General features: G+C 62.5%; 25 protein-coding genes and 1 tRNA gene. 22 read left to right on the top strand and 4 right to left on the bottom strand.

Features of this window, described 5'->3' with window-relative positions:
- Positions 1-3: 3 nt before the first annotated feature.
- The 17 genes from MUY37_RS00545 to MUY37_RS00625 all read left to right on the top strand — a co-directional run bounded on the left by MUY37_RS00545 (position 4) and on the right by MUY37_RS00625 (position 18,704).
- The gene (locus MUY37_RS00545) at positions 4-414 is read left to right on the top strand and encodes an SUF system Fe-S cluster assembly regulator (RefSeq protein ID WP_499193539.1); all 411 of its coding nucleotides are present in this window, start codon (positions 4-6) and stop codon (positions 412-414) included.
- On the top strand, positions 411-1,907 hold the full coding sequence (sufB, locus tag MUY37_RS00550) for a Fe-S cluster assembly protein SufB (protein ID WP_499193540.1): 1,497 nt from the start codon (positions 411-413) through the stop codon (positions 1,905-1,907). Before MUY37_RS00545 ends, sufB begins: the two co-directional genes overlap by 4 nt.
- A 172-nt stretch (positions 1,908-2,079) precedes the next feature.
- Positions 2,080-2,613 (top strand): DUF559 domain-containing protein, encoded by a 534-nt coding sequence (locus MUY37_RS00555; protein WP_499193541.1) that lies wholly within the window; start codon positions 2,080-2,082, stop codon positions 2,611-2,613.
- A 127-nt stretch (positions 2,614-2,740) separates the two neighbouring features.
- Positions 2,741-3,490, top strand: a complete 750-nt coding sequence (gene sufC / locus MUY37_RS00560) for a Fe-S cluster assembly ATPase SufC (protein WP_499193542.1) — start codon at positions 2,741-2,743, stop codon at positions 3,488-3,490.
- Positions 3,483-4,241 (top strand): SufD family Fe-S cluster assembly protein, encoded by a 759-nt coding sequence (locus tag MUY37_RS00565; protein ID WP_499193543.1) that lies wholly within the window; start codon positions 3,483-3,485, stop codon positions 4,239-4,241. The genes sufC and MUY37_RS00565 overlap by 8 nt, the downstream gene beginning before the upstream one ends.
- A complete protein-coding gene (locus MUY37_RS00570) occupies positions 4,238-5,455 on the top strand; it encodes a cysteine desulfurase (RefSeq protein WP_499193544.1) in 1,218 nt (405 codons plus the stop codon). Before MUY37_RS00565 ends, MUY37_RS00570 begins: the two co-directional genes overlap by 4 nt.
- Positions 5,452-5,952, top strand: a complete 501-nt coding sequence (locus MUY37_RS00575) for an SUF system Fe-S cluster assembly protein (protein ID WP_115415531.1) — start codon at positions 5,452-5,454, stop codon at positions 5,950-5,952. Before MUY37_RS00570 ends, MUY37_RS00575 begins: the two co-directional genes overlap by 4 nt.
- The gene (locus MUY37_RS00580) at positions 5,952-6,311 is read left to right on the top strand and encodes a HesB/IscA family protein (RefSeq protein WP_115415530.1); all 360 of its coding nucleotides are present in this window, start codon (positions 5,952-5,954) and stop codon (positions 6,309-6,311) included. Before MUY37_RS00575 ends, MUY37_RS00580 begins: the two co-directional genes overlap by 1 nt.
- A 926-nt stretch (positions 6,312-7,237) precedes the next feature.
- Complete coding sequence (locus MUY37_RS00585; protein ID WP_499193545.1) at positions 7,238-7,861, top strand: hypothetical protein; 624 nt, start codon at positions 7,238-7,240, stop codon at positions 7,859-7,861.
- Between the two features lie 17 nt (positions 7,862-7,878).
- The gene (locus tag MUY37_RS00590) at positions 7,879-8,721 is read left to right on the top strand and encodes an SEL1-like repeat protein (RefSeq protein WP_499193546.1); all 843 of its coding nucleotides are present in this window, start codon (positions 7,879-7,881) and stop codon (positions 8,719-8,721) included.
- Positions 8,718-9,584, top strand: coding sequence for a tetratricopeptide repeat protein (locus tag MUY37_RS00595; RefSeq protein ID WP_499193547.1), 867 nt, complete (start codon positions 8,718-8,720; stop codon positions 9,582-9,584). Before MUY37_RS00590 ends, MUY37_RS00595 begins: the two co-directional genes overlap by 4 nt.
- A gap of 23 nt (positions 9,585-9,607) precedes the next feature.
- Positions 9,608-10,633 (top strand): tetratricopeptide repeat protein, encoded by a 1,026-nt coding sequence (locus MUY37_RS00600; RefSeq protein ID WP_499193548.1) that lies wholly within the window; start codon positions 9,608-9,610, stop codon positions 10,631-10,633.
- Positions 10,634-10,735: 102 nt separating this feature from the next.
- On the top strand, positions 10,736-11,851 hold the full coding sequence (locus MUY37_RS00605; protein WP_499193549.1) for an SEL1-like repeat protein: 1,116 nt from the start codon (positions 10,736-10,738) through the stop codon (positions 11,849-11,851).
- A complete protein-coding gene (locus MUY37_RS00610) occupies positions 11,851-13,065 on the top strand; it encodes a hypothetical protein (protein WP_499193550.1) in 1,215 nt (404 codons plus the stop codon). The genes MUY37_RS00605 and MUY37_RS00610 overlap by 1 nt, the downstream gene beginning before the upstream one ends.
- Before the next feature lie 75 nt (positions 13,066-13,140).
- Positions 13,141-13,827, top strand: coding sequence for a response regulator transcription factor (locus tag MUY37_RS00615; RefSeq protein ID WP_499193551.1), 687 nt, complete (start codon positions 13,141-13,143; stop codon positions 13,825-13,827).
- 2 nt (positions 13,828-13,829) lie between these two features.
- Positions 13,830-15,176 carry a sensor histidine kinase gene (locus MUY37_RS00620; protein WP_499193552.1) on the top strand — a complete coding sequence of 449 codons (1,347 nt, stop codon included), beginning with the start codon at positions 13,830-13,832 and terminating at the stop codon, positions 15,174-15,176.
- A 630-nt stretch (positions 15,177-15,806) separates the two neighbouring features.
- Complete coding sequence (locus tag MUY37_RS00625) at positions 15,807-18,704, top strand: CHAT domain-containing protein (RefSeq protein ID WP_499193553.1); 2,898 nt, start codon at positions 15,807-15,809, stop codon at positions 18,702-18,704.
- A 96-nt stretch (positions 18,705-18,800) separates the two neighbouring features.
- Here MUY37_RS00625 and MUY37_RS00630 read toward each other — a convergent pair whose 3' ends face one another.
- From MUY37_RS00630 to MUY37_RS00645, 4 genes are all read right to left on the bottom strand, one after another.
- Positions 18,801-19,289 carry a hypothetical protein gene (locus MUY37_RS00630; RefSeq protein ID WP_499193554.1) on the bottom strand — a complete coding sequence of 163 codons (489 nt, stop codon included), beginning with the start codon at positions 19,287-19,289 and terminating at the stop codon, positions 18,801-18,803.
- Positions 19,290-19,365: 76 nt separating this feature from the next.
- Positions 19,366-20,268, bottom strand: coding sequence for a hypothetical protein (locus MUY37_RS00635; protein WP_499193555.1), 903 nt, complete (start codon positions 20,266-20,268; stop codon positions 19,366-19,368).
- Complete coding sequence (locus tag MUY37_RS00640; RefSeq protein WP_499193556.1) at positions 20,265-20,621, bottom strand: hypothetical protein; 357 nt, start codon at positions 20,619-20,621, stop codon at positions 20,265-20,267. The genes MUY37_RS00635 and MUY37_RS00640 overlap by 4 nt, the downstream gene beginning before the upstream one ends.
- Positions 20,622-21,027: 406 nt before the next feature.
- Positions 21,028-21,104 (bottom strand) — tRNA-Arg (locus MUY37_RS00645).
- Positions 21,105-21,235: 131 nt separating this feature from the next.
- Between MUY37_RS00645 and MUY37_RS00650 the strand changes: the two genes are divergently transcribed.
- The 5 genes from MUY37_RS00650 to MUY37_RS00670 all read left to right on the top strand — a co-directional run bounded on the left by MUY37_RS00650 (position 21,236) and on the right by MUY37_RS00670 (position 25,493).
- Positions 21,236-21,634: a hypothetical protein gene (locus tag MUY37_RS00650; RefSeq protein ID WP_499193557.1), complete on the top strand. Its 399-nt coding sequence runs from the start codon at positions 21,236-21,238 to the stop codon at positions 21,632-21,634.
- Positions 21,635-21,711: 77 nt separating this feature from the next.
- Positions 21,712-22,209 (top strand): MmcB family DNA repair protein, encoded by a 498-nt coding sequence (locus MUY37_RS00655; RefSeq protein ID WP_499193558.1) that lies wholly within the window; start codon positions 21,712-21,714, stop codon positions 22,207-22,209.
- Between the two features lie 49 nt (positions 22,210-22,258).
- Positions 22,259-22,975: a sterol desaturase family protein gene (locus MUY37_RS00660; protein ID WP_499193559.1), complete on the top strand. Its 717-nt coding sequence runs from the start codon at positions 22,259-22,261 to the stop codon at positions 22,973-22,975.
- Positions 22,972-23,442: a DUF2141 domain-containing protein gene (locus MUY37_RS00665; protein WP_499193560.1), complete on the top strand. Its 471-nt coding sequence runs from the start codon at positions 22,972-22,974 to the stop codon at positions 23,440-23,442. Before MUY37_RS00660 ends, MUY37_RS00665 begins: the two co-directional genes overlap by 4 nt.
- Positions 23,443-23,552: 110 nt before the next feature.
- Positions 23,553-25,493 carry a PAS domain-containing protein gene (locus tag MUY37_RS00670; RefSeq protein ID WP_499195096.1) on the top strand — a complete coding sequence of 647 codons (1,941 nt, stop codon included), beginning with the start codon at positions 23,553-23,555 and terminating at the stop codon, positions 25,491-25,493.
- The last annotated feature ends 29 nt before the right edge of the window (positions 25,494-25,522 follow it).

Raw genomic sequence — 25,522 nt, forward strand, 5'->3', positions numbered from 1 at the left:
GATATGAGATTGTCCAACCTTGCCGATTATGCCGTTGTCGCCATGTGCGCGGCCTCGCGCCATTGCGGCGGGGGAAAGACCAGCGCAGCGGAACTGGCTGCCGAAACCGGACTGCCGGTGCCGACGGTGCAGAAACTGGTCAGCAAGCTCTCGGCGGCGGGCCTGCTGCGCTCGACACGCGGTGCCGGCGGCGGGTTACAACTGGCCCGGCCGGCGGCGGCCATCACCGTGGCCGATATCGTAGAGGCGGTCGAGGGGCCAATAGCGCTGACCGCCTGTGTCGAGGGCGCGGATTGTCTTGTCGAGCATGATTGCTCGGTCAAACCGCATTGGCCGGTCGTGAACGAGGCACTTCGTGGTGCGCTGGCGGCGATCCCGCTGACCCAGCTTGCCCGAACAAGAGAGATTGCATGAGCGAAGAACTGGACATTCAGGCCACCCACGAAATGGATGCCGAAGCGAAGGAAGCTGCCGAGAAGGCGGCCGAATACGAACACGGCTGGTCGGCCGAGATCGAAACCGAATTCGCCGAAAAGGGACTGACCGAAGAGACGGTCCGCTTCATTTCCGCCAAGAAGGGCGAGCCCGAATGGATGCTCGACTGGCGGCTCAAGGCCTTTCGCCTATGGCAGGATATGGAAGAGCCCGACTGGGCCAAGCTTGGCTATCCCGAAATCGATTACCAGGACGCCTATTATTACGCGGCGCCCAAGAAGAAGGAGAAGCTCAAGTCGCTCGACGAGCTCGATCCGGAGATCAAGGCGGTCTACGACAAGCTCGGCATTCCCGTGGCGGAACAGGAAGTGCTCGCCGGGGTCGAGGGCGCGCGCAAGGTCGCGGTCGATGCGGTGTTCGACAGCGTCAGCGTTGCCACCACCTTCCGCGAGGAGCTGAAGAGGGCAGGCGTCATCTTCCTCTCGATAAGCGAGGCGGTGAAGGAATATCCCGATCTGGTGAAGAAATGGCTCGGCAAGGTCGTGCCGCAGCACGATAATTTCTTCGCCACACTGAACTGCGCGGTCTTTTCCGACGGCACCTTCGTCTACGTGCCCAAAGGCGTGCGCTGCCCGATGGAGCTCAGCACCTATTTCCGCATCAATGCCGAGAATACCGGCCAGTTCGAACGCACGCTGATCATCGCCGAACCGGGCAGCTATGTCAGCTATCTCGAAGGCTGCACTGCACCGATGCGCGACGAGAACCAGCTCCACGCCGCGGTGGTCGAACTGGTTGCGCTCGAAGATGCGGAGATCAAATATTCGACCGTGCAGAACTGGTATCCGGGCAATGCGGAAGGCGTCGGCGGGATCTACAATTTCGTCACCAAGCGGGGGCTGTGCCAGGGAGCGCGGTCCAAGATCAGCTGGACGCAGGTCGAAACCGGCAGTGCGGTGACGTGGAAATATCCGTCCTGCGTGCTCAATGGCGAGGACAGCGTGGGCGAGTTCTACTCGGTCGCGGTGACCAACAATTACCAGCAGGCCGATACCGGCACCAAGATGATCCACAACGGGCGCGGTAGCCGCTCGACGATCATCTCCAAGGGTATCTCGGCGGGCAAATCGAACAACACCTATCGCGGGCTGGTGCGTGTGGCCGCGAACGCAGACGGCGTGCGCAACCGCACCGAATGCGATTCGCTGCTGATCGGCGACCAGTGCGGCGCGCACACCGTGCCTTATATCGAGGTGAAGAACCCCGGCGCGCAGATCGAGCACGAGGCGACCACCAGCAAGATCAGCGACGACCAGCTCTTCTACGCCATGCAGCGCGGGCTGGACGATGAGGAAGCCATGGCGCTGATCGTCAACGGCTTCGCGAAGGACGTGCTGAAGGAGTTGCCGATGGAATTTGCTGTCGAAGCGCAGAAGCTGCTGGCGATCAGTCTGGAGGGCTCGGTCGGATGACCAACTTCCCATTCCCTTACCGTCGTCACCCCGGCCCCCGAGCCGGGGTCCCGCTTTCTTCGAGCGCAGCGCTTGAAGGTAGCGGGACCCCGGATCAAGTCCGGGGTGACGGGCTGTGGTTTGCGTCTGGAGTGCGGACGCTGCTAGCGATTTCGCTCGAGGGGAGTGTTGGATGACCGACCGCAAAACCCTCCAGCTTCGCGACCCTGGCGAAACCGCAGACGACACCCCAGCGCTCAAGAAGAAGGGCCGCGGGTGGGAAATCTCCGAGCAGCGGCTCGACAAGATCCACGAGCGAGCGCGCTATCTGCGCCGCCATTCGAGCCCGGCGCACAAGGCGCTTAGCGAGCGCTTCGCCAAGGAAGATTTCGGGAAGTACAAGTTCACCCGGCACACGGTGGTCGGCTCGGCCATCCTCGACTTCGTCTCGCACCCGCTGGGCCTTGCCATCGCAATCGATGAGGAAGATCAAAACGACACCCTCGCCAAGCGCCGGGACAAGAGCCTTGCCAGCGTCGGCGTCGAAGTGTTCCGCATCCCCGCCGCGACCATCCTCGCAGATGTCGAGGAAGCGATGAAACCGATCTTCGCCGCGATGAATGCGCGGTACCGCGAAAAGGAAGCCTCGCGCCGCGCCCATCAGTCGAAATATGGATCGACGCCCAGGCGCGGGCGCCCGCAACGAGGGCCGCGAGACCGCTCATGACGCGCGCCCCCTCTTTTCCCGTCGTCCCGGACTTGATCCGGGATAGTGCTTCTCTTTCTGGCGCTGCGCTCAAGGCAGCACCGGCCCCGGATCAGGTCCGGGGCGACGACAATCTGGAAATCGCACCATGCTGAAAATCGACAATCTCCATGCCCAAATCGACGGTAAGACAATTCTGAACGGGCTCACGCTCGAAGTGCCTGCGGGCGAGGTCCATGCGATCATGGGTCCCAATGGCGCGGGCAAGTCGACGCTGTCCTATGTATTGGGCGGACGGCCCGGCTATGAGGTTACGCAGGGTTCGGTCGAATTCAACGGGCAGGACCTGCTCGATCTCGAACCGCACGAACGCGCGGCGGCCGGCTTGTTCCTCGGCTTCCAGTATCCCGTGGAGATTCCCGGCGTATCGAACCTGCAATTCCTGCGCGAGGCGCTCAATTCGCAGCGCAAGGCACGCGGCGAAGAACCGCTGACCGGCGGTGAATTTCTCAAGCTTGCCAAGGACAAGGCGGGTCTGCTCAAGCTCGACCCCGAAATGCTCAAGCGCCACGTCAATGTCGGCTTCTCCGGCGGCGAGAAGAAACGCGCCGAAATGGTCCAGATGGGCATTCTCGATCCGAAATTCGCCGTGCTCGACGAGACCGATAGCGGTCTCGATATCGACGCACTGCGCGTCGTGGGCGAAGGCATCAACGCGATCATGCGCGCGCCCGACAAAGGGGTGCTGCTCATCACCCACTACCAGCGCCTGCTCGAAGTGGTGAAGCCCGACAAGGTCTCGATCCTGTCGCAGGGCCGGATCGTGCGTACCGGCGGCCCCGAACTGGCAATCGAGCTCGAAAGCGAAGGGTATGATGCGGTGATGGCAGATGCCTGAAGCAGCCGAACTTCCCACGCGGCGCGAAGAGGCCTGGCGTTATTCCGCAGTCGAGCGGTTACAGGGCGAGGCGCTGGACGACTGGCGCGTGATCGACATAGCGGCGGGCGAGACCTTCCGCGAAACGCTCCTTATCGCCGATGCGGCGGATACGAAGCCGACCGAACTGCATCGCTGGCGTGTGAGTGTCGGCGAGGGCGCGCGCTGCGAGATTTTCGCCGTGCTCTCCTCGGCCGAATTCGCGCGGCTGGAGATCGAGGTGACCCTCGGCAAGCGTGCGCATTTCGAACTTGGCGGCATTACCGTGGGTGGCCGCGAGACGGTGCGCGAGATCGTCACCCGCACCATCCATGCCGAACCGGAGGGCACCAGCAACCAGACCGTTCGTGCGGTTCACTGGGGCCACGGGACAGGTAACTTTCTCGGCAATATCGACGTTGTGCGCCATGCGCAGAAGACCGATGCGGCGCAGGACTTCAAGGGGTTGCTGCTCGAAAAGGGCGCGAGCGTGAATGCCGTGCCGCAGCTCGAAATCTTCGCCGACGACGTGAAGTGCGCGCATGGTGCCAGTGTCGGCCAACTGGACGAGACCGCGCGGTTCTACATGGCGGCACGCGGCCTTTCGCCCGACCTTGCCCGCCGTCTGCTGGTGCAGGCCTTCCTCGGCGATGCGCTGGTCTCGCTCGACGATGACGAGACGCGCGAATCGATGATGGGCATTGCGCTCGACAAGGTGGACAGGGCGCTATGAGCGAAGCGGCGACCTTGACCCGGAAAGCGGACTTCCCCGGCCTGCTGACTGCCGATGGGCAGCCGTGGCACTATCTCGATACGGCGGCTTCGGCTCAAAAGCCGCAAGCCGTGATCGACGCCATGTCCCGTGCGCTCGGCAAGGACTATGCCACGGTTCATCGCGGGGTCTATTCGCGCAGCGCGCAGATGACGCTTGGCTACGAATCCGCGCGCCGCCGGGTGGCCGAGTTCATGGGCGCCAGGAGCGAGAACGAAATCGTCTTCGTGCGCGGCGCAACCGAGGCGATCAATCTCGTCGCCGCGAGTTGGGGCATGGCCAATATCGGAGAGGGCGACCGGATTGTCCTTTCCACGCTGGAGCATCATTCGAACATCGTGCCCTGGCAGATGGTGGCCGAGCGTACCGGCGCGCAGATCGACGTCTGCCCGCTGACCGAAGACCACCGGATCGATCTGGGCGCGCTCGAAGCACTGCTGACGCCGCGCACCAGGCTGGTTTCCCTGGCGCATGTCTCGAACGTTCTGGGTAGCGTGCTCGATGCGCGTGAAGCCGCCGATCTGGCCCATTCCGTGGGCGCGAAAATCATTCTCGACGGCTGCCAGGCCGCGCCGCGCATGGCGCTCGACATGGCCGCGCTCGATTGCGATTTCTACGCTTTCTCGGGCCATAAAACCTATGGACCCACCGGCATCGGGGTGTTGTGGGCACGCGAGGATATCCTCGATGCCATGCCCCCCTGGCAGGGTGGCGGTGCGATGATCGATCGCGTGACCTTCGAGAAAACCACCTACGCCCCGCCGCCGCAGCGTTTCGAGGCGGGCACGCCGATGATTACCGAGGCGATCGCCCTGCATGCGGCGATCGATTATGTCGACGCGCTCGGCCCCGACCGCCTGTTCGCGCATGAAAGCGCGCTGGCGAAACAGCTCCGCGACGAGCTGCGTTCGATGAACTCGGTCACGTTGTTCGGACCGGAGGAAAGCGCGGGCATCGTGAGTTTCGCGCTTGAAGGGGTTCACCCGCACGATCTCGGCACCATATTGGATGAAGAGAATGTCGCGATCCGTGCGGGCCACCATTGCGCGCAGCCGCTGATGGACCACCTCGGCGTTTCGGCCACCGCCCGGGCAAGCTTCGGGCTTTATTCCGACGAAAGCGACATCGCTGCGCTGCTGCGCGGCATCGAAAGGACCCAGAGGATCTTCGGATGAACGACGATCAGGACAAGGATTTCATTGCGGCGCCGTCCCCGGCGGATACCGTCGTGGACAAGCCGCCGCGGGCGCGGGTCGAGGACGCCGTCGATCCGGAGGAGAGCCCGCGCGAAACCATGGAGCGCAAGCGCGACTATCTCGAAGGCTTTCTCCAGAAAAAGCCCGAGAACGTGCCCGCCGGTGCACCCGGCGGCGACTTGTATGAAGCAGTGGTCGCTGCGCTCAAGGAAATTTACGATCCGGAAATTCCGGTCAATATCTACGATCTCGGCCTGATCTATGGCGTCGAGGTGGACGATGAGAGCGACGTGACCGTCACCATGACGCTGACTACGCCGCATTGCCCGGTCGCCGAAACCATGCCCGGCGAGGTCGAATTGCGCGCCGCCAGCGTACCGGGTGTCCGCGATGCCGAGGTCAACCTAGTATGGGACCCGCCCTGGGGGCCGGACAAGATGACCGACGAGGCGCGCCTCGAACTGGGAATGCTGTGATGAGCGACACCAAGACCCGTCCCGCCCCCAAGGCTGCCGTCATCCTGACGCCCGCCGCCGAACAGCGCGTCGCCGATCTTATGGCCAAGGCGCCCGCCGACGCGATCGGCGTCAAGCTGTCGACCCCGCGTCGCGGCTGTTCGGGCCTCGCCTACTCAGTCGATTACGTCACCGAGGAAGCCAAGTTCGACGAGAAGATCGAAACGCCCGGCGGCGTGTTCTACATCGACGGTGCCAGCGTCCTATATCTCATCGGCAGCACAATGGACTGGGTCGAAGACGATTTTACCGCCGGCTTCGTGTTCGAAAATCCCAATGCCAAGGGTGCATGCGGCTGCGGTGAGAGCTTTATGGTGTGAGGGCATCCCCGATGCTTTGATTGTCTAGTCCAGGCACGCCCGCCTGTAGTCATCGACCACGCACAGGATGCACAAGCGCCGACCGCATAGGAGGCTGTCGGAGACGAAATCGAGCCCCCCGCCGCTGGTTTGGACCATCCGGCATTACACCCACCCGCAAGAAGGTGCTGTGCGCCATTCTCGCCCGAACCCCTTGCGTCGGAATCTTGCAAAAACCAGCCCCATTTCAGGGAAGCGCGTCAAGATCGACCTCGTGACGCCTGGAACGAGCCGTGCCCTCGCTATGCTCTCGACCCGTTGAGACTTAACAGCATTTGTAAATTGGCCGCGCGCCCTCATTCGTCCACCCATGCGGGTATCACGAACCGGGGGCAGGTCCGATTTTTCGAAGAGTTTCAAAACCAGGACAATCGGACAGGCTTCGCCGGGCGAGATCGATCGTACTCGCCCTCGCCTCGTTCGGTTGGCTGGTTTGTAATCCTGGCGCTGCTCAAGCCAAGAACACGCCTCAAATCTCGCAGGCGATCGCTGCTTGCGAGCAAAAGTCGCCGACCGCCTGCGGCACGGTCGGTCTGGCTTACTCCGATCCTGCAAACGATAGTTACGACATCTTCCTGAGCCTGAGATATCTCCAACAGGCCTGTCGCGGCGACCATGCGGCTGCATGTGGGCGCCTCGCGCTGATCTATCTTGAGGGATCTCCGGATATCGAGGCCGATCCGGCTACGGCGGGGCGGTTTGCGGTCAAGGGGTGCGCCCTATTCGATCGCACGGCGTGCGAAGTCGCCGAGGCGGTCTTCGCCGAGGCATCGTCCGATCATTTCGATGCCGAGAAAGCCCTGCGCTACCGGCGAATAAACTGCGACCACGGCGGATGGCGGTCGTGCGAGGATCTCGCGCGCATCTATTACAATCTCGGAGAATTCGTGCCGGCGGAACAGGTGGCTGCCAAGGCATGCGATCCCGGGCAAGCGGCGCACCAGTCGATCTGCGAGTTCGCCTCGAGCCTGCGCAAACGGCGGCAGGAAACCGAACGGGCCTTGGTCAACCGGCAGGAAGCGCAGCGCCGTCGCCAGGCCGAACGTGAGCGCGCCTCCGAAGTCGTCCAATCCTTCCTCCGCCAGGGCAAATACGACAGCGCGATCTACGCAGCGATCTATCACAGTCGCCAGCTTGGCGATGCGCGTGCGGCACTCGAGGCGACGCTACAGGCGGGCGCTTTGGGCAGTGTCTACAAGGACCACCTCTACGTGCTCGACCATTGGTTCCCATCGGGCAGGCTGAATGCCGCTGTGAATGGAGAGATTGCACGGCGCAGCCGGGGTAACGACTGCGGGATCTACAACTGCACCAACATGCCCGGGGCGTCGAGCCGTCGCTGGGCGGCCGGGGTGGGTCGAACAGCGACATCGCGTTCCTCTTCCCCCGCGTCTTCGTTCAAGCCGACCCGCGTGAAAAGTGCAGCGGAAATCTCCCGCGAGACGCGCAATCGCTATCGCGCGGCGCACTGCACGATGAACAACAATGCCAACCGCTACCTTTGCAATTGAACATGGAGCGTCCAGCCATGAACCTTCGACCTCTTGTTGCGGCTGCTGTCCTGTCGCTGACATCGATTTCAGCTCTTCCCGCATTCGCGCAGAGCAACGCAGAACAGGCGCAGGCGCGCTACAATGCCGGTGATTTCCCGGCTGCTCGTGCGCTTTACGAGAAAGCGTGCATGACGGATGGCAAGGATGAGGCGTGCCATAACCTGGGTTCGATGGCGTGGCGGGGACAGGGCGGTGCGAAAGACCCGGTGCAGGCGCGCGATGCCTATCGTCGCGGGTGCGAGGCCGGCTTGCTCAAATCCTGCGGCCAGTATGGTGCATTGCTCAAGGACGGGCTTGGAGGGCCGGGCAATCCTGCCGAGGCGCTGGGGCCGTTGGGGCTTGCCTGCAAGGCCGGCGAAGCAGGCGCTTGCTACAATCTGGGACAGATCCTCTATTTCGGCGACGCCGGTGAGCGACGCTTCGAAGAAGCGCGAGTGGCTTTCGCGGGAGCCTGCCCGGGCTATGCAGCGGATGGCTGTTATGCGCTCGGCGTGATGAAGCGTGACGGGCAAGGCGGTGCGATCGATACCGCGGGGGCCATCGAGGCTTTCTCCATTGCGTGCGAAAACGGCAATGCCGAGGGATGCATCGAATCCGGCGTGGGCTACTACGACAATGGACAATTTGTCGAAGCCCGCGATCTGTTTGCGCAAGCCTGCAACAATGGAGCTGCCGGCGGATGCATGAACGCGGGCATGATGTTCCGCGACGGGACCGGGGCCGCTCCCGATCACGCCAAGGCGATGCGCTATTTCACCAATGGGTGCAAGCTGGGCATCCAGGATGGCTGCGCAATGGCGAAGGCGCTGGGACAATGAGCGTTCCTGCCAAAGACATTGCCGTCGCCATCCTGCTCCTTGTGACCGGCCTAGTGTTCAACACGACGCAAGCTGTCGCGCAAGGCCAGGAGCATGCGATTGCCAAACAGGCGATAGCGAGTTTCAAGGCGGGCGATCATATCGCTGCGAGAAGGCTCTATGCGCAATCCTGCCGGGACGAGCAGGTCGATGTTGCGTGCCACAATCTTGGGCTGATGTTCGAAAAGGGTCAGGGGGGAGCCGAAGACCCGAAACTGGCTCGAGAAGCGTTTCGCAGGGCTTGTATCAAAGGTTTATGGCAATCCTGCGCCAGGTTCGGACGCATGGCATTGGATGGTATCGGAGGGGCGCCGCAGCCCGAACTTGCGCAGGCCGCGTTATCCTTCGCCTGTACAGCCAGCGATGGCGCGTCCTGCCATCGACTGGGAAATGCGTTCCGTTCCGGTACATTCGGCGGCCGCGATCTCCCCTCCGCGCGCCGGACGTTCGGCCAGGGCTGCGATACTGCGAAAAGCCCGCATAGCTGCCATTCCCTGGCGATTATGATGCGGGATGGCTCAGGCGGTCCCGTCGACCGTGCCGGTGCCCTCAAGAGCTATGGAAAGGCATGCGACCAATCCCTTGTCGTCAGCTGTGTCCAGCTTGGCTCTCTCCATCATACCGACGGCAATTTCGAGAGTTCGCGCGCGGCGTTTTCGAAGGCGTGCGATGCGGATCATGCAGAAGCATGTCTGCTGACCGGTATGAGCTACTATGCCGCTCAAACAGGCGTCTTCAACGAAAAGGAGGCGCGCCGATATCTCGGCAAGGCATGCAGCCTCAATTCGAAGGAAGCCTGCGACACGCTGGAGCGTTTGCCGTGAATCTTTGCAGGTTCGCATTCATCTTGGCCCTTGCAGCCTGGTGGGCTCCCCTCAGTGCTTCCACGCGAGACCAAACCGCCGCCTCGGAAAAATCGGCTGTCGAACGCAATTGCGAGGCCGGGGATGTCGCGGCCTGCCTGAATGCCGGCAGGATACTCGTCCAGCTTTCCGGGGAAGCGCGCGCGATCAGGGCACGCGAAATGTTCGTGCGGGGCTGCGAACTCGGCAGTGCGGACGCATGCCATCTTCTGGTGCCGATGCTGATCGAAGGGCGCGGAGGCGCGCAGTTGCTTGATGTGGCCGCAGAGGTTGCAGAAGTCCTGTGCGAGGCTCAGTCCGGCCAGGGTTGCAACTGGCAGGCGAATATCCTTTCCCGGCAGGCAGCGGCGGGGCAGGAAATCGACTACGGCAAGTTGATCGCCGCACGCGAACTCTATCTGAAGGGCTGCGAACTGGGTGCGATGGAGGCCTGCGGGCAAGCCGGCGCCCTTCTTGCGACGGGCACGACCGGACTATCGGACCCCGCCAGGGGGTACGACCTGCTCGAGCGCGCTTGCAGGGCGGAGCAATGGCAAGCCTGTGCCAATGCCGCGATCATGGCGCGTGACGGGTTGGCACATGACGCCGACTGGGCTTCCGCACGAGACTATTTCGAGATGGCTTGCGACGGCGGCATTGCCAGCGCCTGCAACGATCTTGGCATCATGTGGATGCAATTGGCCGATCGCAGCGGGGATGAACGCTGGCGCGATCCGGCGCTGCTGGTGTTCATTGCTTCATGCGATGGCGGGGACGGTGCGGGATGCTCCAACGCGGCGAGACAATTGCGCGAAGGTCGTGGTGTGCCGACGGATCCCGTGCGCGCCTATGATCTCGCTTTGCGAGGCTGCGATGCGAAGAGCGCCCGGGCCTGCCTGCTTACGTCCGAAATGCGCCGTACGGGCGACGGTGTCGAGAGCGACCAAGAATCCGCTCGCGAGCTGCGGCAGAAGGCTTGCGATCTGGGTCGGCCCGCAGCTTGTGACCTGGTGGATTCGACAGCCGATTAAAACTGACATGAAATCGCAATTCGGGAGGCACGGCATATGCCGGAAGCAATCGATCTCGTTCACATAGATGCACATAAGGGCAGGTCCGGGAGCGTGCGGAGCATGGGTGACAAGGTGTACCGGAGAGTGGCTGCGGGTGCCGCGCGGCTTATCGCGCTGGCAATCTTCGCTACGGCGGCAGTCGGCTCACTTGCCGAGGCGAGAGAACGGCCTTTCGACGACGAGGCAATGATGGAGATCCATCGCGGCGGACTTGCCTATGAACGTGATGGCGACACCTATGCCGCGCTGTCGATGTACGGGCAGGCTTGTGACATGGGACTGGCCGCAGCGTGCACCCTTGCCGGACAGATCGAGCACGAAACGGCATCCGACAACAAGGATCACATAAGGGCGGCGCGCATGTTCGCTACCGCCTGTCGCGCGGGCGATGATCTCGCCTGCACGCGGACTGGCGTTGCGTTGGGTCCGCTTTCGCGGGCAAATTCACCGGAGCCGGATGGGCTGATGAAGCTTGCGCTCCTCGCCATGGGCGAAAAGTGTCGTCACGAGGGGGGTGACCAAGCCTGTGTCGATGCCGCACAGCTCCTTGGAACGACCGAAGAGATCGGCGCGGATATCGCGGCGGTTCGCCGCTACGCTGTGGAAGCCTGCGCGGAGGAACAATTCGCAGGATGTATCAGTGCCGCGATGCTTCCTGGCGAGGAGCCCGATGCAGCAGAGACGCGCGCGCGCAACGTCCTGCTTTGCAATTCGGGCTGGGCCGGTGGGTGTGACGCGCTGCTGGAACCCCTGATGACAGGGGATGCGAAAGGCGAGGTCGACCAGCTCAAGCAAGCCCTGAAAGCAGCCTGCGACGATTGGGTCGGAATAGCCTGCGCGAACCTCGGTCTCTATTATACGCAGGGGCCGAAAGACGCCTACTTCCCGGGCATCGGCTTTCGCTACATGCGCAGCGCATGCGATCTCTATGTCGCCAAGGCGTGTTTCGCATACGGGGTGATGCACAAGAAGGGCATTGGCGGCCGGGTCGATGAAACCCGCGCGCAATCGCTCGTCGCACACGCCTGTGAAATCGGAAGTCCGAAGGCCTGTGCCACCGTAGCTCGCATCGCGAGCGAAACCGAAAAGGGCGAAGTCGCGGGCATCTCCACTACGGAGGCCCTCCGGCGCGCGTGTCGACTGGGCGACGCGCCATCTTGCGTAAAGGATAGCTGATGAAAAGTGCGGTCCGATCGACGATCTGGGGAGTAGTGTCCGGGGTCATGGCCCTGGCGGTCCCCTTGCACGCTCAGAGCCTTGCTGAAATCCCGGTGGAACAGCGTCTGCAGGTGATGGCAAAGAACCAGTCGGCGCGAACGCTGATGGAAGTGTACGGAATTGCCACCTTCGCGGCGGGTGCCGATGAAAGCTGCCAGCTCTTCGATGTGGGCGAACTACGCGCGTTCCAGGTGCTCAAGGGCCAGATCGGCAGGCAGTTGGCGCGGGTCGGTGGTGACGAAGTGGTCGCAGCGATAGACCAGACCGAACGTGGCACGCGGCAGGCGAAGGGCTGTGCCCTGCCGGACGATGCCAAGGTCACGATCGAGCGTGGCAGGGTAATCGCGAGGGCCTTGCAGGACGCCCCGGCAATCATGAAGGCCGACCAGCAGCAGTGCGCGGTTGAGGGAACGCACTGGCGCTTCCATCGGCGCGAATGGGAATTCGTCCCGAAAGGGCATTTCGTCGAGTACGAAGACCCTCAGCTCGAGGCGATGTATCACGGATTGCGGACCAATTTCGCGAGTATCGCGGATCAGGCCTGCGGGTCGGTCAAGCAGACGGTTATGTTGATTCCTGCTTTCGAAAAACTCCGCCTGATGGAAGAAGCCAGCAGCTTTGCTGCTCCCGACGCGATGGCTTTCACTTCGCTCGGGTCGTCCGAACGCACCGTCACCTCTCGACACCTCGGCCTGTGGCGGTCGCAGCGTTCATGGACCGGGGGCGGGTATACAGCCGATGTCGACTTCTATCGCATGGCTCATAAAGGCGACGTAAAAACGGGCTTTGCCAGGCTATCCAGCCTGGGCCTTTTCGGCGTGGAAGGGCACATGTATTTCACCACCGGTGGAAGGTGGATTGCGGGCATCAACCGGAACATCGAGGCGGTCGAACTTCGGCTCAGCAATGGCACCAGTTTGCCTATGGAAAAGACCGCTGGCGAAAAGGAGGGGATGGAGGGCACATCGACCTTCGAACTTGGCGAAAGCGGTTTGACCGTCCTTGAGAGACAAGGTCCGGAAATTTCGGTCCGGGTTGCCTTCAAGCAAGAGGGCGGGGAATGGCGCTTTTTCGACGCCCCGGGCAAGGGGAGCGGCGCGCAGCAAATCGGTCTGGGCGCGGTCAGGGACGGGTTGGCCTGGTCGAATGCACCGCGACCCGCGAAGAACTGACGCGATCGCGGGTGTTTCCAATCATCCGGGCGCGCTATCTGGGGGCGGCCTGGTATCAGGGGACGGGGGCGGAACGTGGATGGACTGAATATCCTGTATATCGAAGACGATGCGCATACCGCGACGCAGGTGAGGGATATCGCCCTGTCTCGCGGTGACCATCTGCACTGGGAAAGCGACGGAGCGTCCGGCCTGCGGAAGGCGGGGCAGGAAAAATTCGATGTCATCATACTCGATCGAATGCTGGGCGATTTCGACGGCCTCAAGATCCTGTCCCGCTTGCGTGAGAGCGGCGTCGATACGCCTGTTCTGATGCTTAGTGCGCTGGGGCGAACCAGTGACCGCGCCGAAGGGCTCGATGCAGGTGCCGACGACTACCTTGGCAAGCCGTTCGAAGCCGCCGAATTGATGGCCCGCGTGAACGCCCTGCACCGGCGTGCGTCGGGCAGCGTGCATAGCGCGGTCATCCTGTACGGGGCCTTCGAGTGCCATTTGAAGGCGCGGACTGCATTTCGCGAAAACCGGCATCTGGCGTTGAGTCCACGCGAATTCGAACTCTTCCATTATTTCATGGAAAACGCCGGAGAGGTGGTTACCCGTGAAATGCTGCTGCGCGATGTATGGAACATGTCGTTCGATCCGCAGACCAATGTGGTCGACGTCAATATCGGGCGTTTGCGGCGCAAGCTCGAAGATGGTTTTGCGACCCCCGCGCTCGAGACGGTCTGGGGTACGGGCTTTCGCTTGCTGGCCGGCAATTAGGCGTGTCTCCGGCCCGCTCCATCTTCTCCCGGTTCGTCGTGGCCGCCATCCTGCTGGCGACCGTTACCGTGCTGGGGCTTTGGCTGGTAACGGAGCGAACGATCGATGCGGCACTGAACGAAAGCGGGCGCGAGGCCGTTGACGTCGATCTTGCCGGTCTGGCGGATATCTATGCCAGCGGCGGGGAAATCGATCTGGTACAGAGGATCGAGGATCGCCTGGCATTGCGCCCCGCCGACGGGAGTGCACCGCACTACCTGCTCATGCGCCCCGATGGGGTCCGTCTCGCTGGCGATCTGGAAGTCTGGCCGGACCTTGATGCGGCGATCTCGGAACGGGGCACGATTGCGATAGGACATCGTTCCCGCGCCCACGCCCGTTCAACCCGGCTCGCGCCAGACGCATGGCTGTTGGTCGCACATGAAGTCGATCCCGCTACAGCCTTGAAAGGAGGCGTGCGAACCGTGTTCCTGGTGGGCGGATCCATTCTCGTCTTGGTGGTGGCGATGCTGGGCAAATTGTCTGCCGACAGGTTGAAGCGCCGTATCGCGCGCATCAACCGTCTCCTGTCGCACCCCGACGAACTCGCCTCCATGCCAGAGCTTCCACGACAGGGGCGCGACGAGATCGACGAGCTTGCAGCCAACAGCGCGCAGGCCATTCTCCGCATACGAGGTCTGCTGGAAGCACACAGAGATACGACCGACAGGCTCGCCCATGAAATCCGGACTCCGCTGACGCATCTCGACGCAAGACTGGTCAAAGCGCTCGAAACGCGACCCGACGAGCAGGTCACCGCGCGGCTGACAGAAGCCCGGGGCGAGATCCGGCGGCTTGTGGGCATGCTGGAATCGTTGCTCGATATCGCGTGGAGCAAGGCCCGGTTCAGCGATCGATCCACACTCGAGCCGGTCGATATGTCCGCTCTCGTTACCAATATGTGCGAGCTCTATGCCGATAGCGCGGAAGATGCCGGACTGTCGCTGGAATGGGATGTAAAGCCGGGCATCGTCATGGATGGTGAAGAGGCTCAACTCGGGCGGCTACTGGCGAACCTGCTAGACAATGCCCTCAAATACGTGCCGACCGGAGGGACCGTTCGCGTGACGCTTCACGATGGACCGGTTCTTGTCGTGGCGGATGATGGCCCGGGTATAGCCGAGGCCGACCGATCGCGGATTTTCGAACGTTTCCAGCGTGGACCGGATGCAGAGGGCGGGGAAGGACGTCCGGGAGCGGGACTGGGTCTTGCCCTCGCCTCCGCAATCGCGCAGCGCCATTCAATGGTCCTGGAATGTCTTCCGAGCGAAACCGGTGCAATGTTCCAGTTGCGCAGGGAGGCACCATGACAAGGGTATTGTTGATCGCCCTGTGCTGCGTCCTGACCAGCAATTGCACCCGATCCACCGAAGCGCCTCGAAACGCACCAGTTGCGAGCACATCGGTAACGCCTCCAAGTTTGGAAAGAATGCCGGGAGCGGTCCTGTACCGCGCGCAGGTAGCTTTCGAACAGGACGACCTGACGGGTTTGGCCCTCGCGCTTTCGCAATTGGACGCTGTCGGGCTGCATCCAGTCGGGGACGAAGCGAGAGATGTTCTCGCCCGCTGGCGGGCCGCTGCAGCAGATCGAACCCACGTCACACGCGGGCGTGTCTTGGGGCCGGGCTTTATGGTTGGCGAACTTGGGCCGCGGGAAGAGCGAGTGCTTCAGCAGACGTTCCTGTCGGGGCGCAGAGCCGCGATCAGCTTGTCTTCGCTCGAAACAAGGTCCCTAGAAGTCACGGTCCGTAACCGCAGAGACGAATCGCTCTGCCGAGAAATCGCGGCCCATGTCACCTGTCGTTGGATCCCGCTCTATACCCATCGGCACACGATCACACTGCGCAACCCGAACGCGAAAAAGACGCGTTATCAGCTTGTGATCGATTGATCGTCCTGCGATGCGACATCCCTGCAATATCGAGGGGGGATACATCGACATGCGCCGGCGGATACTTGCAACTGCCATTATCGGGCAGGCTATCGCTTTTTCTCCACCTGCCCTGTCTCAAACCCAGGACGCGGTTGAGAATGCAGGGCAGAACACGCTCGAGAGTTTGAGAGCGGCCGCGGAGGCAATCGACCCGCTCGCCGAGGCTGCGAAATCAGAGGGAGCGTGGTCTGCCTATCTGGAAGCACTGGAAGCTCAGGACGGACCCGCAGAGGAACAGGCGCGCGCACTCAACCGCATTGGCGACAGCCGCTATTATCAGCAGAAAATGGCAGGCGCGCTCGCATCCTCGCTCGAAGCGGAACGACGCTTGGTCGCCGCCGGAGCGACCGGTGGCGAGATCATGGCCGAAACCCTCTCCAATATGGCCGCCTTCTACACAGGCGTGGGGCAACCCGAAAAAGACGTTCCGCTACAACAGCGGTCATTGCAAATTCGGAACGCCCTGTACGGTTACGATCCTGAGAGAGTTCCGCCTGCCGACGCCAAGCCTCTGGGTTTGGGGTACTTGAACTATGCGGTCGCTCTTTATGAGGCAGGCCGATTTGGCGACGCGGCGAAGTATGTTGATCCGGCGATCAAGGGGCTGGTCCGTGGTGGAATGACGGACTCTACGCTTTTTGTGGCCCTTTCCAGTGGCGCGAATATTTACATCGATGCTGGTCGTCAGATCGATGCGCTGCGTCTGGCGCGACAGGGGGTCGCGAAGGCGAACGAGTTGCTTCCAGCAGACCATCCTTTCCATGGCTTTGCTCAGGCCACGCTGGCGAAGGTACTGCTGCAGGCAGGGCGATACGAAGAAGCCGAGCAACCGGGCCGGAATGCGCTCGACATCATGACCGAAAGGCTCGGCCCGACACATCGCCATACGCTCGTGGCCCTTCACAATCTGGGCGTGGTTCAGATGCGCCTTGGTCAATATGACGAGGCGATCGCGCTCATGCTGGCGCGACATGAGCGACTGACAGAGATCGATCCCGGAGAGGCGGTGAACTCGCTGCTCTCTGCGTCGAACGCCGCCCTGGAGGCCGGTCGTGACGACGAAGCGATGCAACTCGCGCTCAAGGGAGCAAGCCTCGCCCGTGAGCTACCGGCGGAGGACGAGAAAGCGCTTCGTGGGCTGCTTACGCTGGCGCTGCGTTACAATGAGAACGGAGAAACCGATGCTGCACTAGGCGTGATCGAAGAAATCGAAACGCGCGCCAGCATTACGGGAATCGAGCCGTCTATCGATGTGGCCGCACTGCGGGGCCTGTCGCAAATTCGCGCAGGACAGGCTGGCGGCTGGGAAATGGTAGCAAAGGCCCGCGCACAAATCGTCGATCGGATGATCGAAGATGCGAGCAGCTTCGAGCTCGGTGCGGATCTCGAAAATTTCTACGAACCGATCATGCAGATCGCTGAGGCTGCGATTGTTTCCGGGCGTGCCAACGATGCCCTCGATGCATTCGAACTGGCCAGTTGGGGCGTCAATGCCCGCGCTCGCCAATTGGCCAAGCTGCGTCATAGCCAATTCGACAAGCCCGAACTAGCTGCCGATATCGAGAAGCTTCGGGGCGGGACGGCGCGCCTTCGGCTGCTCGCGCGCGAACGGTCGGCAATGTTGGCTGCCGGGCGATCCGAAGCGATCGGCCAGGTGGAAGGGGAAATTCAGGACCTCGAGCGTTCCGTTGCCGGTGCCGAGGCGGCATTGCGAAAGGCGCTCCCCGAGTTCGATATGTCGCGGCGACCAGCCGATTTATCGATCGAAGCCGTCCAGTCCCGATTGGGACTGGACGAGGCTTTGCTGATCGTCATGCCCGCCAGGCACCGCATGCTCATCATGGCTGTGACCGCTGAAACCGTCACGATGAAAGTGGGGCCGTGGGGGCGGCCGTCCGTTCGGCCACTGGTGGAACGGCTTCGTCGTGCGCTCGACGCTGGCGAGGGCGCCGACACTTTCCCTGTCGACGACGCGAAGGAGTTGCACGACCTCGTTCTGCCCGCCGACATCGCTGCAACCCTGAACGGCAAGACCCTCGTCTCGTTGGTAACGGGGGATGCCCTCTCGCGCCTGCCATTTTCCGCATTGCTCGCCTCGGAACCCGGGCACCAGAAGCGCGACTTCGGCGCGATGGACTGGCTGGTACGTCATCACGCATTCGCTACGGTCCTTTCGCCGTCCGCGGTCCTTGGCTCGACACACAAGGGCGGGAATGCCCAGCGGTTCCTCGGCATAGGCAGCCCTGCAACTTTGAACGAAGCGCCCACGGGCGATATACGGGGGGCACTCGAAACCGCTGAGGAATTGCGGTCGCTGCCAGCGCTCCCCGCCAGCCGCGAAGAAGTCCAGCTCGCTGGAAGGGCGAGCGGCGCAAGGGATCAGGTTATTCTGGTCGGTGCCGACGCAACCGAAGCCCGGCTTCGTCGGCTGGCCGAAGATCAGTACGGCGTGGTCCTGTTCGCCACGCATGGTCTCATGGAAGGGGAACTGGGCGGTCTCAAGGAACCGGCGCTCGTCCTGACACCCGGATCGCAAATGGGTGGCGCCTCCGACGATGGTATCCTGCACGCCAGCGAGATTGCGGAGCTTGGCCTTTCGACCCGGATTGCAATCCTCTCCGCTTGCAACACTGCGGCGGGACGCAGTCATGCGGCTCCTGCCTATACGGGGCTTGCAAATGCGTTTCTCGCTTCGGGTAGCGAGCGGGTCATGCTGTCGCACTGGCGCGTACAGGATGAAGCCGCGACGCAGCTAAGTGTGGAATTCGTGAAGCGGCTGCGTGAGGGGCTCCCACACGCCGATGCACTCCGCCATTCGCAATTGGCGATGCTGGAGGGCGGGGCGAATGGTGGATCCGCCAATCCTGCCCGCTGGGCGAGTATGGTGCTGATAGACGGCCGATAACCGCCCGGTTCGCTTTTGGAACGTAGGCGGTTAAGCCATGTCGGCAGACCCGCAAGAGGCGGCAGATTCACCGACCGGAGAATGCGCGCGAAGCGACTAGCAAGTCGCCAACCAGCTCATCATCGAACTGACTTGGCTTTCGGCACCGGTGGCATAGTCGGCGGCTTTGCTGTCCGCCCAGCTTTCGGCCTCGCCGTGCATCTTTTCGAAATAGCGCACATCGCTGTCTTCTCGCACGTCGCGCCGTGCCTGACGCCGCCAGTAACGATGGCGGTTTTCCGCGCGAGCGGCGGACAGTTCTTCGCGCAGGCCCGCGCCGAAGGCCGGGTCTTGAGAACTCCCTACGACGACGGACCAACGTTGCCACAGCGCCGAACATTGCAGCATTTCACCCATTGTTTGGGGCGAGGTGTAGGAGTCCGCCAATCCTCGATCATAGGCTGCGTTGTGCATCGCCGCGCTAGCCGCGCCGTCCTGAACGATCTGCTGCGGCTGCGCGTGGGCTACAATCGTCAGGCCAGGCACGCCCGCCGACAGGGCTAGCGCAAAAGCGCCCATCCCCAAGACTTTCATCTGCAGATCCATTTCACAATTCCCTCAAGTGCTTGCCCCCGGGCCAGACCGGAGCGCAGGATTGCAAGCGTGCCGCCACACCGGTGCATCAGTCTTCCTTGCACACTCGCCCGCCGCCGGTGCCCTTGTAAGTGGTGCAGACGACAACACCGCTGCCCGGCTTGGGTCTGGTGGAACTCCCGCCGCCGAGCGACCCGACATAGGGCGCATTCGCCTGTCGCGCTTGCGCCGCGCGATCGTCGGCCGCGCGCTGCGCCCAGCGTTGCGCCTCCGACTGGGTTTGGCGCATCATCCGCATGCGGCGCCGATACTCCGCATCGATCAGGCGCGTGGCGGGCGGATTATACTGCCAGTAATGCTTGTTCGCGATCGCATAGATCGCTTCGTCGCTCCATCGACGCAGCCCTGACGCGCCGGCTTCCACGATCAGTTGGCCGAGCAGATCGCCATCCTCGTTCGGCTTGAACAGGTCCTTGCCGTAGGGGTAATTGTAGATGAGGTAGTTGGCGACTTCGCCGAGATCGCCCGTGCGCGTGGCGTAGGATCGAAGCGCTGCAGCGGACAAGGTGCCAAGCGAATTGAGCTGGCCCTCTACCTCCGCGGCCTCGCGCTCCGCCAACTCGATGTAGAGATCGGAGCAGTCCTGCGCCACGGAAAGGATGTACCGCTCCAGCGCCGGGCGCCCATCGCTTTTCCTGAACTCGTCCCAGACAGTGCGAATTTGCCGATCCGCCTCCTTCCGAAGGCTCGGATCATTCCGCGTCACATCGGCGAAATGGTTCATCGCACGGCTGGCGGGAACGGGGAGCTGAAGGCCTTTCTTCGCAGCGAATTCCATTGCCAGCCCGCACTCGTAGATCAGCTCGGCGTCGTCCGTATTGGCGCGTAGCGGAGTTGCCGACACCAGCACGCAAACCGCCACGCCAAGCGCGATGGTTCCGGGGGCTGCCCGGAATGCGCTGCGGCGTGCAGGGGGCGCCGGGGCTATCACGACTGGATCACGGCCATTTCGCGGTCGCAGTCGCGCGCGCGTTTGAGCATGTGGCTGCGTGCCTCGTCCGCGCCCATTACGCGCGCACGTTTATTATACTTGGCCTTGGCCTTTTGCATCGCTTTTTCGCCGTCGAGACCGGTCCGCTGCTCGAGAATCCGGACAAGGCTCAACCAGTCGGCCGAGCCATAATTCAGGGTGACATTGCTGCCCTCGGCAATCGAAACGACGTATGCGCAGCCCGCGCTCATCTCCATGATTTTCTTCGGGCTCACATCCTTGGCAATGACTGGCTGCGCAAATGCGAGCAGCGCGGCGCCACATACCAGCGGAATCGTAGAGTTAGCCGTCATAATTTTCCCCTCGGTTCGGTCTTTTCCCGCTACCGAAAGCCGACACCTGCCGAAATGTACAAATGCTGTTATGAAAATGAGCAAGGCTGTCCGGTAACCCAGAGGCCTTCAATACAGCGGTATCGTTGCGTCCGGACGGGCAGATCGCGAGATCGCCACGATGCCGCTCACGCGTCCTGTAAAGCCGCATCGGCAACGACACGATTGCGGCCTTTGTCGTCGGTCTCAGGATGAAGCTCACCGAGCCCGACAATCCGGCCCCGCGCAAGAATTACGTGCAGGCTCTCGTGAGTGAGGTCGTGACGGCCAAGGAGCGCATCACCGTGCGCGGCCCCGTGGTCAGTTTGGTCCAGGCGCTGTGCTCGCCTGATGCCAACTGCCTGCCGGTGCGTACTTCCATGGAAAATGGCGCACCCGACAGGATTCGAACCTGTGGCCTCTGCCTTCGGAGGGCAGCGCTCTATCCAGCTGAGCTACGGGTGCCTATGGTGCCGTTAAGCGAGCGGGGCGCTTAGCAAAGCCAGCGTGCCCCCGCCAGCCTTAAAACGGATCGGCGGAAATGACGATGGGGGCGTTAGGCTTTTCGCAAGACTGGCCGCCTAGTCCTGTCGGGCATGAACGCGATGTCCCACCCGTTCGATCTGGCTCACGCCACCATGCTGCCGCCCACCCAGGTCGGGCTGCACGAAGCGCCGGACAGCACCATATTGGCACAGCGATGGGAAGCGGTTCATGAAGCCGCCGCGGCAGTGGGCAATCTGGCCCAGCTTGGCCGCGAGCCACTCTCCCGCGAAATCGTCGGACTGCCTGAGCGGGCGGCTGTGAAGGGCGGCTGGCATTACGATAGCGTCGCGCGCGGGATCGATGATCTTGCCGCGATGATGGAACCCGGTCTGCGGGCGCTCCTGTCGTTGACCGCACAGGGACAGGACACGACTGCCGCCGCACTTACCCTCTGGCGCGAATTTCACACCGCGCGCGCAGCGATCGTCGCTATCCTCGACGCCGCTTGAGTTTCGGAAAATCGATGGCCACCGCGGTGGCGTCGGCATAGTTTCCGGCGCGGTTAAGCCTTGACGATGTTCGGGGTATGTTCCATTTCGCGGGCATGACGGAATCGCTTCTGGACGGATATACGGCTTCCCATGTCTCGCGGGGCATAGCGCGGCTGTTCGCGCGCAACGATATATGGTGCCTGGCCGAAATGCCGCTGCGCAGCGGGCGGCGGGCAGACCTCATGGGTGTCGACCCCAAGGGGCGGGTCATCATCGTCGAAATCAAGGTCCAGCGGGGCGATTTGCTGGGTGATGGCAAATGGCCCGATTATCTCGATCATTGCGACCGGTTCTACTGGGGAGTGCCCCCGGGGTTCGATCACAGCCCGCTGGACGGCGAAGGCTATCGACCGGACAGTTGCGGAATCATCGTTGCCGATGGCTATGACGGGGAAATAGTGCGGCCCGCGCCGCTCGCCCCACTGGCCGCGGCGCGGCGCAAGGTCGAAATCGAACGGCTTGCCCGCGCCTCCCTGCGCCGCGCCACGGTGGCGTTCGACCCGCATTGCGCGCCGTGGGGCACGATCGAATAGTTTTTGCCGGTTCCCCGGCAGGCGATTGCGCAGTAGGGTCGATTGCACGATGTGGATCGCGATCACTCTTTCCGCCCTTGCCATGACCGCGATCGTGGCCGGGCGCTATCTTGCCTCGAGCGGGATTTTCGCGGCGATCACCAATCGCGTGCGGCCGGGGTATCACGCTGGGCTCGGCAGCCAGATTCGCAAGGAGATCGGCTGGTCGCTCGTCTCGGCCGCGATTTACGGCATTCCTGCGGGCGTGGTCGCGTGGGGCTGGCAGGAGCGTGGGTGGACGCAAATCTATATGGATCCGGGTGCCTATCCGTTGTGGTACCTGCCCTTGGCCCCGCTGCTCTATCTGCTGGCGCATGACGCCTGGTTCTACTGGACGCACCGGCTCATGCATCGCCCGAACCTGTTCCGCACCATGCACGCCGTTCATCATGCAAGCCGCCCCCCGACCGCATGGGCTGCGATGAGCTTTCACCCGTGGGAAGCGATCACGGGCGCGGTGGTCATACCGGTTCTGGTTTTTGTCATCCCGATCCATGTCTCCATGCTGGGCCTGGTATTGATCGTAATGACGGTTATGGGGGTCACCAACCATATGGGCTGGGAGATATTCCCGCGGCGACTGGTTCATTCCAAGTTAGGCGGATGGCTGATAACGGCCAGCCATCACCAGCGCCATCATGAAGAGTATCGATGCAATTACGGCCTCTATTTTCGTCACTGGGATCGTTTTTGCGGTACCGACAAGGGGCTCAGCCCCAACATATGAGCCGACTGGGCGCGGTAGCCTTCCTGCCGCTCGGCGCGGTGCTTGCCGCCGCCTCGCCCCCCGCGCCTCCCGAAGACGGGGCGCTTTCCGGGGCCACGATCAGCGTGACCGTGACCGAACTGCGCAATGCCAAGGGGATTGTGCGCGCCTGCATGACTACCGACAAAGGCAAGTTTCCGCGCTGCCGCGGCGTCGCGGGAGCCCATGGAGCCACGGCCCAAGCGCGCGAGGGGAGTGTGACCTTTACCTTCGCAGGCGTGAAGCCCGGTCGCTATGCCATTGCCTTGCTGCATGACGAGAACGCCAATGGAAAGGCCGACCGCGCACTGGGCATGATGCCCAAGGAAGGCTTCGGCTTCTCGCGCGATGCCAAGGTGCGGATGGGACCACCCCGATTTTCCGAAGCCGCTTTCGACATCGGCACAGAGGATCGCGCTCTGACTATAAGGATGCGCTACATGCTCTGAAAATCTCCCGCAAACGGCCAGCTCCATGGTTAATTTCCTTAATCATATCTTTACTGCGCGACGTCCATATCGATGTCGAATGGGCAGAACTCTCGGGAGCCAATGCAGTGATGGACAGGCTAGGCGGTTTTTTCGGCTCGCGCGAAGCGGAGGAAGACCGCGACGACGACTATGTCGAGCCGTTCGACGCCGATATCGAGCCGCCGCCCTCGCCCGTTGGGCAGGACGAGCGCCGGATGCAGGTACGCGCCTATAATCACTGGGCGGGTCTGCTGGGCGATCTCAACTTCCCGCCGATCGCAGACCTCGAGCCCGGCACGCTGAAGGATTTCGGCCCCTATTCGGTCCTGCTGGATCTCTCGGACGATGTCGAGGATCCGAAAATCGGCTTCGTCGGTGCCGAACTGGCGGCCGAGTGCGGTCCCACGGGAGATCTGGTCCGGCTTTCCGAAGTCCCAAGCCGATCGGTGCTCAGCCGCATTACCGATCATTACATGCAGATCCTCGCAAATGAGGCGCCAATCGGTTTCGAGGCCGAGTTCGTCAACGAAACCGGGGCCTCGGTCCTCTATCGCGGAATTCTGCTGCCCTATTCGAGCGACAACGCGACGATCGATTTCATCTATGGGGTGATAAACTGGAAGGAAATGGCCGACCGGGAAACCGCCGATGCCCTGCTGCTCGAGCTCGATCAGGCGCTCGGCACAATGGACGAATACGGCTTGGACGGCGAGGACACGATCGACACGGTCGAAACGCTTGCGGCCTCTACGCATGGCCACCATGACCGCGGGATTCTCGAACTCGGGGATCGTGCGATGATGGACAGCCACGGATCGGGAGCGCTGCCGCGACCGGCGTTCGGACCTGCCGAAGAACATGGCGGTGCCGATGAGGCACCCGGCCGTGCATCGCAGGCCTCCGCCGCGCCGCGCATGGATGCGCTGGGCAATCCGGTCGGCACCCATGTCGCCGACGACGAGTTCGGTGGCGCGGGCGATGATTTCGACAGTGGCATGAAGACCGCCGCCGATTACGGACTGCCCGAATGGGATGAGGACGAAGAAGACGAGGAGGATGTCGACGGGGTCGTCGATCCCCTGGCCGACGAAGATACCGCGAGCAGCCTTGTCGCGCTGGTCAGCCGCGGTGAACGCACGAAGAAAACCGTTCTTCTCTCGCGCAGCGCACCCGCAGCCACCCTGCCGCAGGCCTATGGGGACGAGGAAATAGCTGCGCCGCCGCGCCGCGCCGAATTCGATGCGGAGCGGTTCGAAACGCCCACCGATCCCATCGCCCGATATGGAACCCTTTCCGAAACTACCGAATCCGGCATCGCCGCAGAAAATGAGACTGTCGGGGCCGATGCGCATACGGAACCTGCGGGCAAGGCCATCGCAACGAACACCGAGGCGGAGGAGATTCCCGCCGATGCACAGGCATCACCGGAAGGTCTGTACGATTGCCTCGCCGCGGCGCGCGAGATGGCGCAGACCGCGCAGAACACGGAAGATCGCAGCCGCAAGGCGCTTTATGCCGCTGTTGGCCGAGCCTATGATTTCAGCCTCGAAGCGCAGCAGGCACCCGACGATTTCGACGAGCTTTTAAATGAAAACGGGCTGACTTTCCAAGACCGCGCGCCGATGACTCCGGTGGTCAAGCTGGTCTTCGGTGCCGATTACGACAAGACGCGCCTGACCGAATACGCCGCCGTTCTGATGCATGCCCACCGCGTGGGCGTGGAGCGCGGCAAGCTGACCGCATTCCTTCGCGAGGCGGAAGGGGGCCTCAAGGGCGTGGTCCAGGCGGAGCGCCGTGCACGAAAGGAAGAACAGGGCAAACCGGTCGCCGACGAGAAAGCGGTACGTCCCGCGCTCGCCGGGAAATTGCGCGCGCTGGACCCGCTCTCGCTCGCCGAACTGGACGAGGAAGGCGCCGAATTCGCGCTTGTGATGGTTCGCCGCACCCCCGAGGGCGCGCTGGAAATTATTGGCGAAGTGCCCGAGGATATCCCGCTGGTGGAACGCGCGGCGCGCAAGCTGCTCGGCTAGAACGGCACTTCCACAAAGGGCTTGTCGGT

It is taken from the genome of Qipengyuania sp. ABI-127-1 (genome assembly GCA_022953095.1).
Taxonomy (GTDB): domain Bacteria; phylum Pseudomonadota; class Alphaproteobacteria; order Sphingomonadales; family Sphingomonadaceae; genus Qipengyuania.

Excerpts from the sequence above, each read along its gene's own strand:
- MUY37_RS00545 (WP_499193539.1), top strand. The coding sequence starts at position 4 with ATGAGATTGTCCAACCTTGCCGATTATGCCGTTGTCGCCATGTGCGCG.
- sufB (WP_499193540.1), top strand. The coding sequence starts at position 411 with ATGAGCGAAGAACTGGACATTCAGGCCACCCACGAAATGGATGCCGAA.
- MUY37_RS00555 (WP_499193541.1), top strand. The coding sequence starts at position 2,080 with ATGACCGACCGCAAAACCCTCCAGCTTCGCGACCCTGGCGAAACCGCA.
- sufC (WP_499193542.1), top strand. The coding sequence starts at position 2,741 with ATGCTGAAAATCGACAATCTCCATGCCCAAATCGACGGTAAGACAATT.
- MUY37_RS00565 (WP_499193543.1), top strand. The coding sequence starts at position 3,483 with ATGCCTGAAGCAGCCGAACTTCCCACGCGGCGCGAAGAGGCCTGGCGT.
- MUY37_RS00570 (WP_499193544.1), top strand. The coding sequence starts at position 4,238 with ATGAGCGAAGCGGCGACCTTGACCCGGAAAGCGGACTTCCCCGGCCTG.
- MUY37_RS00575 (WP_115415531.1), top strand. The coding sequence starts at position 5,452 with ATGAACGACGATCAGGACAAGGATTTCATTGCGGCGCCGTCCCCGGCG.
- MUY37_RS00580 (WP_115415530.1), top strand. The coding sequence starts at position 5,952 with ATGAGCGACACCAAGACCCGTCCCGCCCCCAAGGCTGCCGTCATCCTG.
- MUY37_RS00590 (WP_499193546.1), top strand. The coding sequence starts at position 7,879 with ATGAACCTTCGACCTCTTGTTGCGGCTGCTGTCCTGTCGCTGACATCG.
- MUY37_RS00595 (WP_499193547.1), top strand. The coding sequence starts at position 8,718 with ATGAGCGTTCCTGCCAAAGACATTGCCGTCGCCATCCTGCTCCTTGTG.
- MUY37_RS00605 (WP_499193549.1), top strand. The coding sequence starts at position 10,736 with ATGGGTGACAAGGTGTACCGGAGAGTGGCTGCGGGTGCCGCGCGGCTT.
- MUY37_RS00610 (WP_499193550.1), top strand. The coding sequence starts at position 11,851 with ATGAAAAGTGCGGTCCGATCGACGATCTGGGGAGTAGTGTCCGGGGTC.
- MUY37_RS00625 (WP_499193553.1), top strand. The coding sequence starts at position 15,807 with ATGCGCCGGCGGATACTTGCAACTGCCATTATCGGGCAGGCTATCGCT.
- MUY37_RS00630 (WP_499193554.1), bottom strand. The coding sequence starts at position 19,289 with ATGGATCTGCAGATGAAAGTCTTGGGGATGGGCGCTTTTGCGCTAGCC.
- MUY37_RS00640 (WP_499193556.1), bottom strand. The coding sequence starts at position 20,621 with ATGACGGCTAACTCTACGATTCCGCTGGTATGTGGCGCCGCGCTGCTC.
- MUY37_RS00650 (WP_499193557.1), top strand. The coding sequence starts at position 21,236 with ATGAACGCGATGTCCCACCCGTTCGATCTGGCTCACGCCACCATGCTG.
- MUY37_RS00655 (WP_499193558.1), top strand. The coding sequence starts at position 21,712 with ATGTTCCATTTCGCGGGCATGACGGAATCGCTTCTGGACGGATATACG.
- MUY37_RS00660 (WP_499193559.1), top strand. The coding sequence starts at position 22,259 with ATGTGGATCGCGATCACTCTTTCCGCCCTTGCCATGACCGCGATCGTG.
- MUY37_RS00665 (WP_499193560.1), top strand. The coding sequence starts at position 22,972 with ATGAGCCGACTGGGCGCGGTAGCCTTCCTGCCGCTCGGCGCGGTGCTT.
- MUY37_RS00670 (WP_499195096.1), top strand. The coding sequence starts at position 23,553 with ATGGACAGGCTAGGCGGTTTTTTCGGCTCGCGCGAAGCGGAGGAAGAC.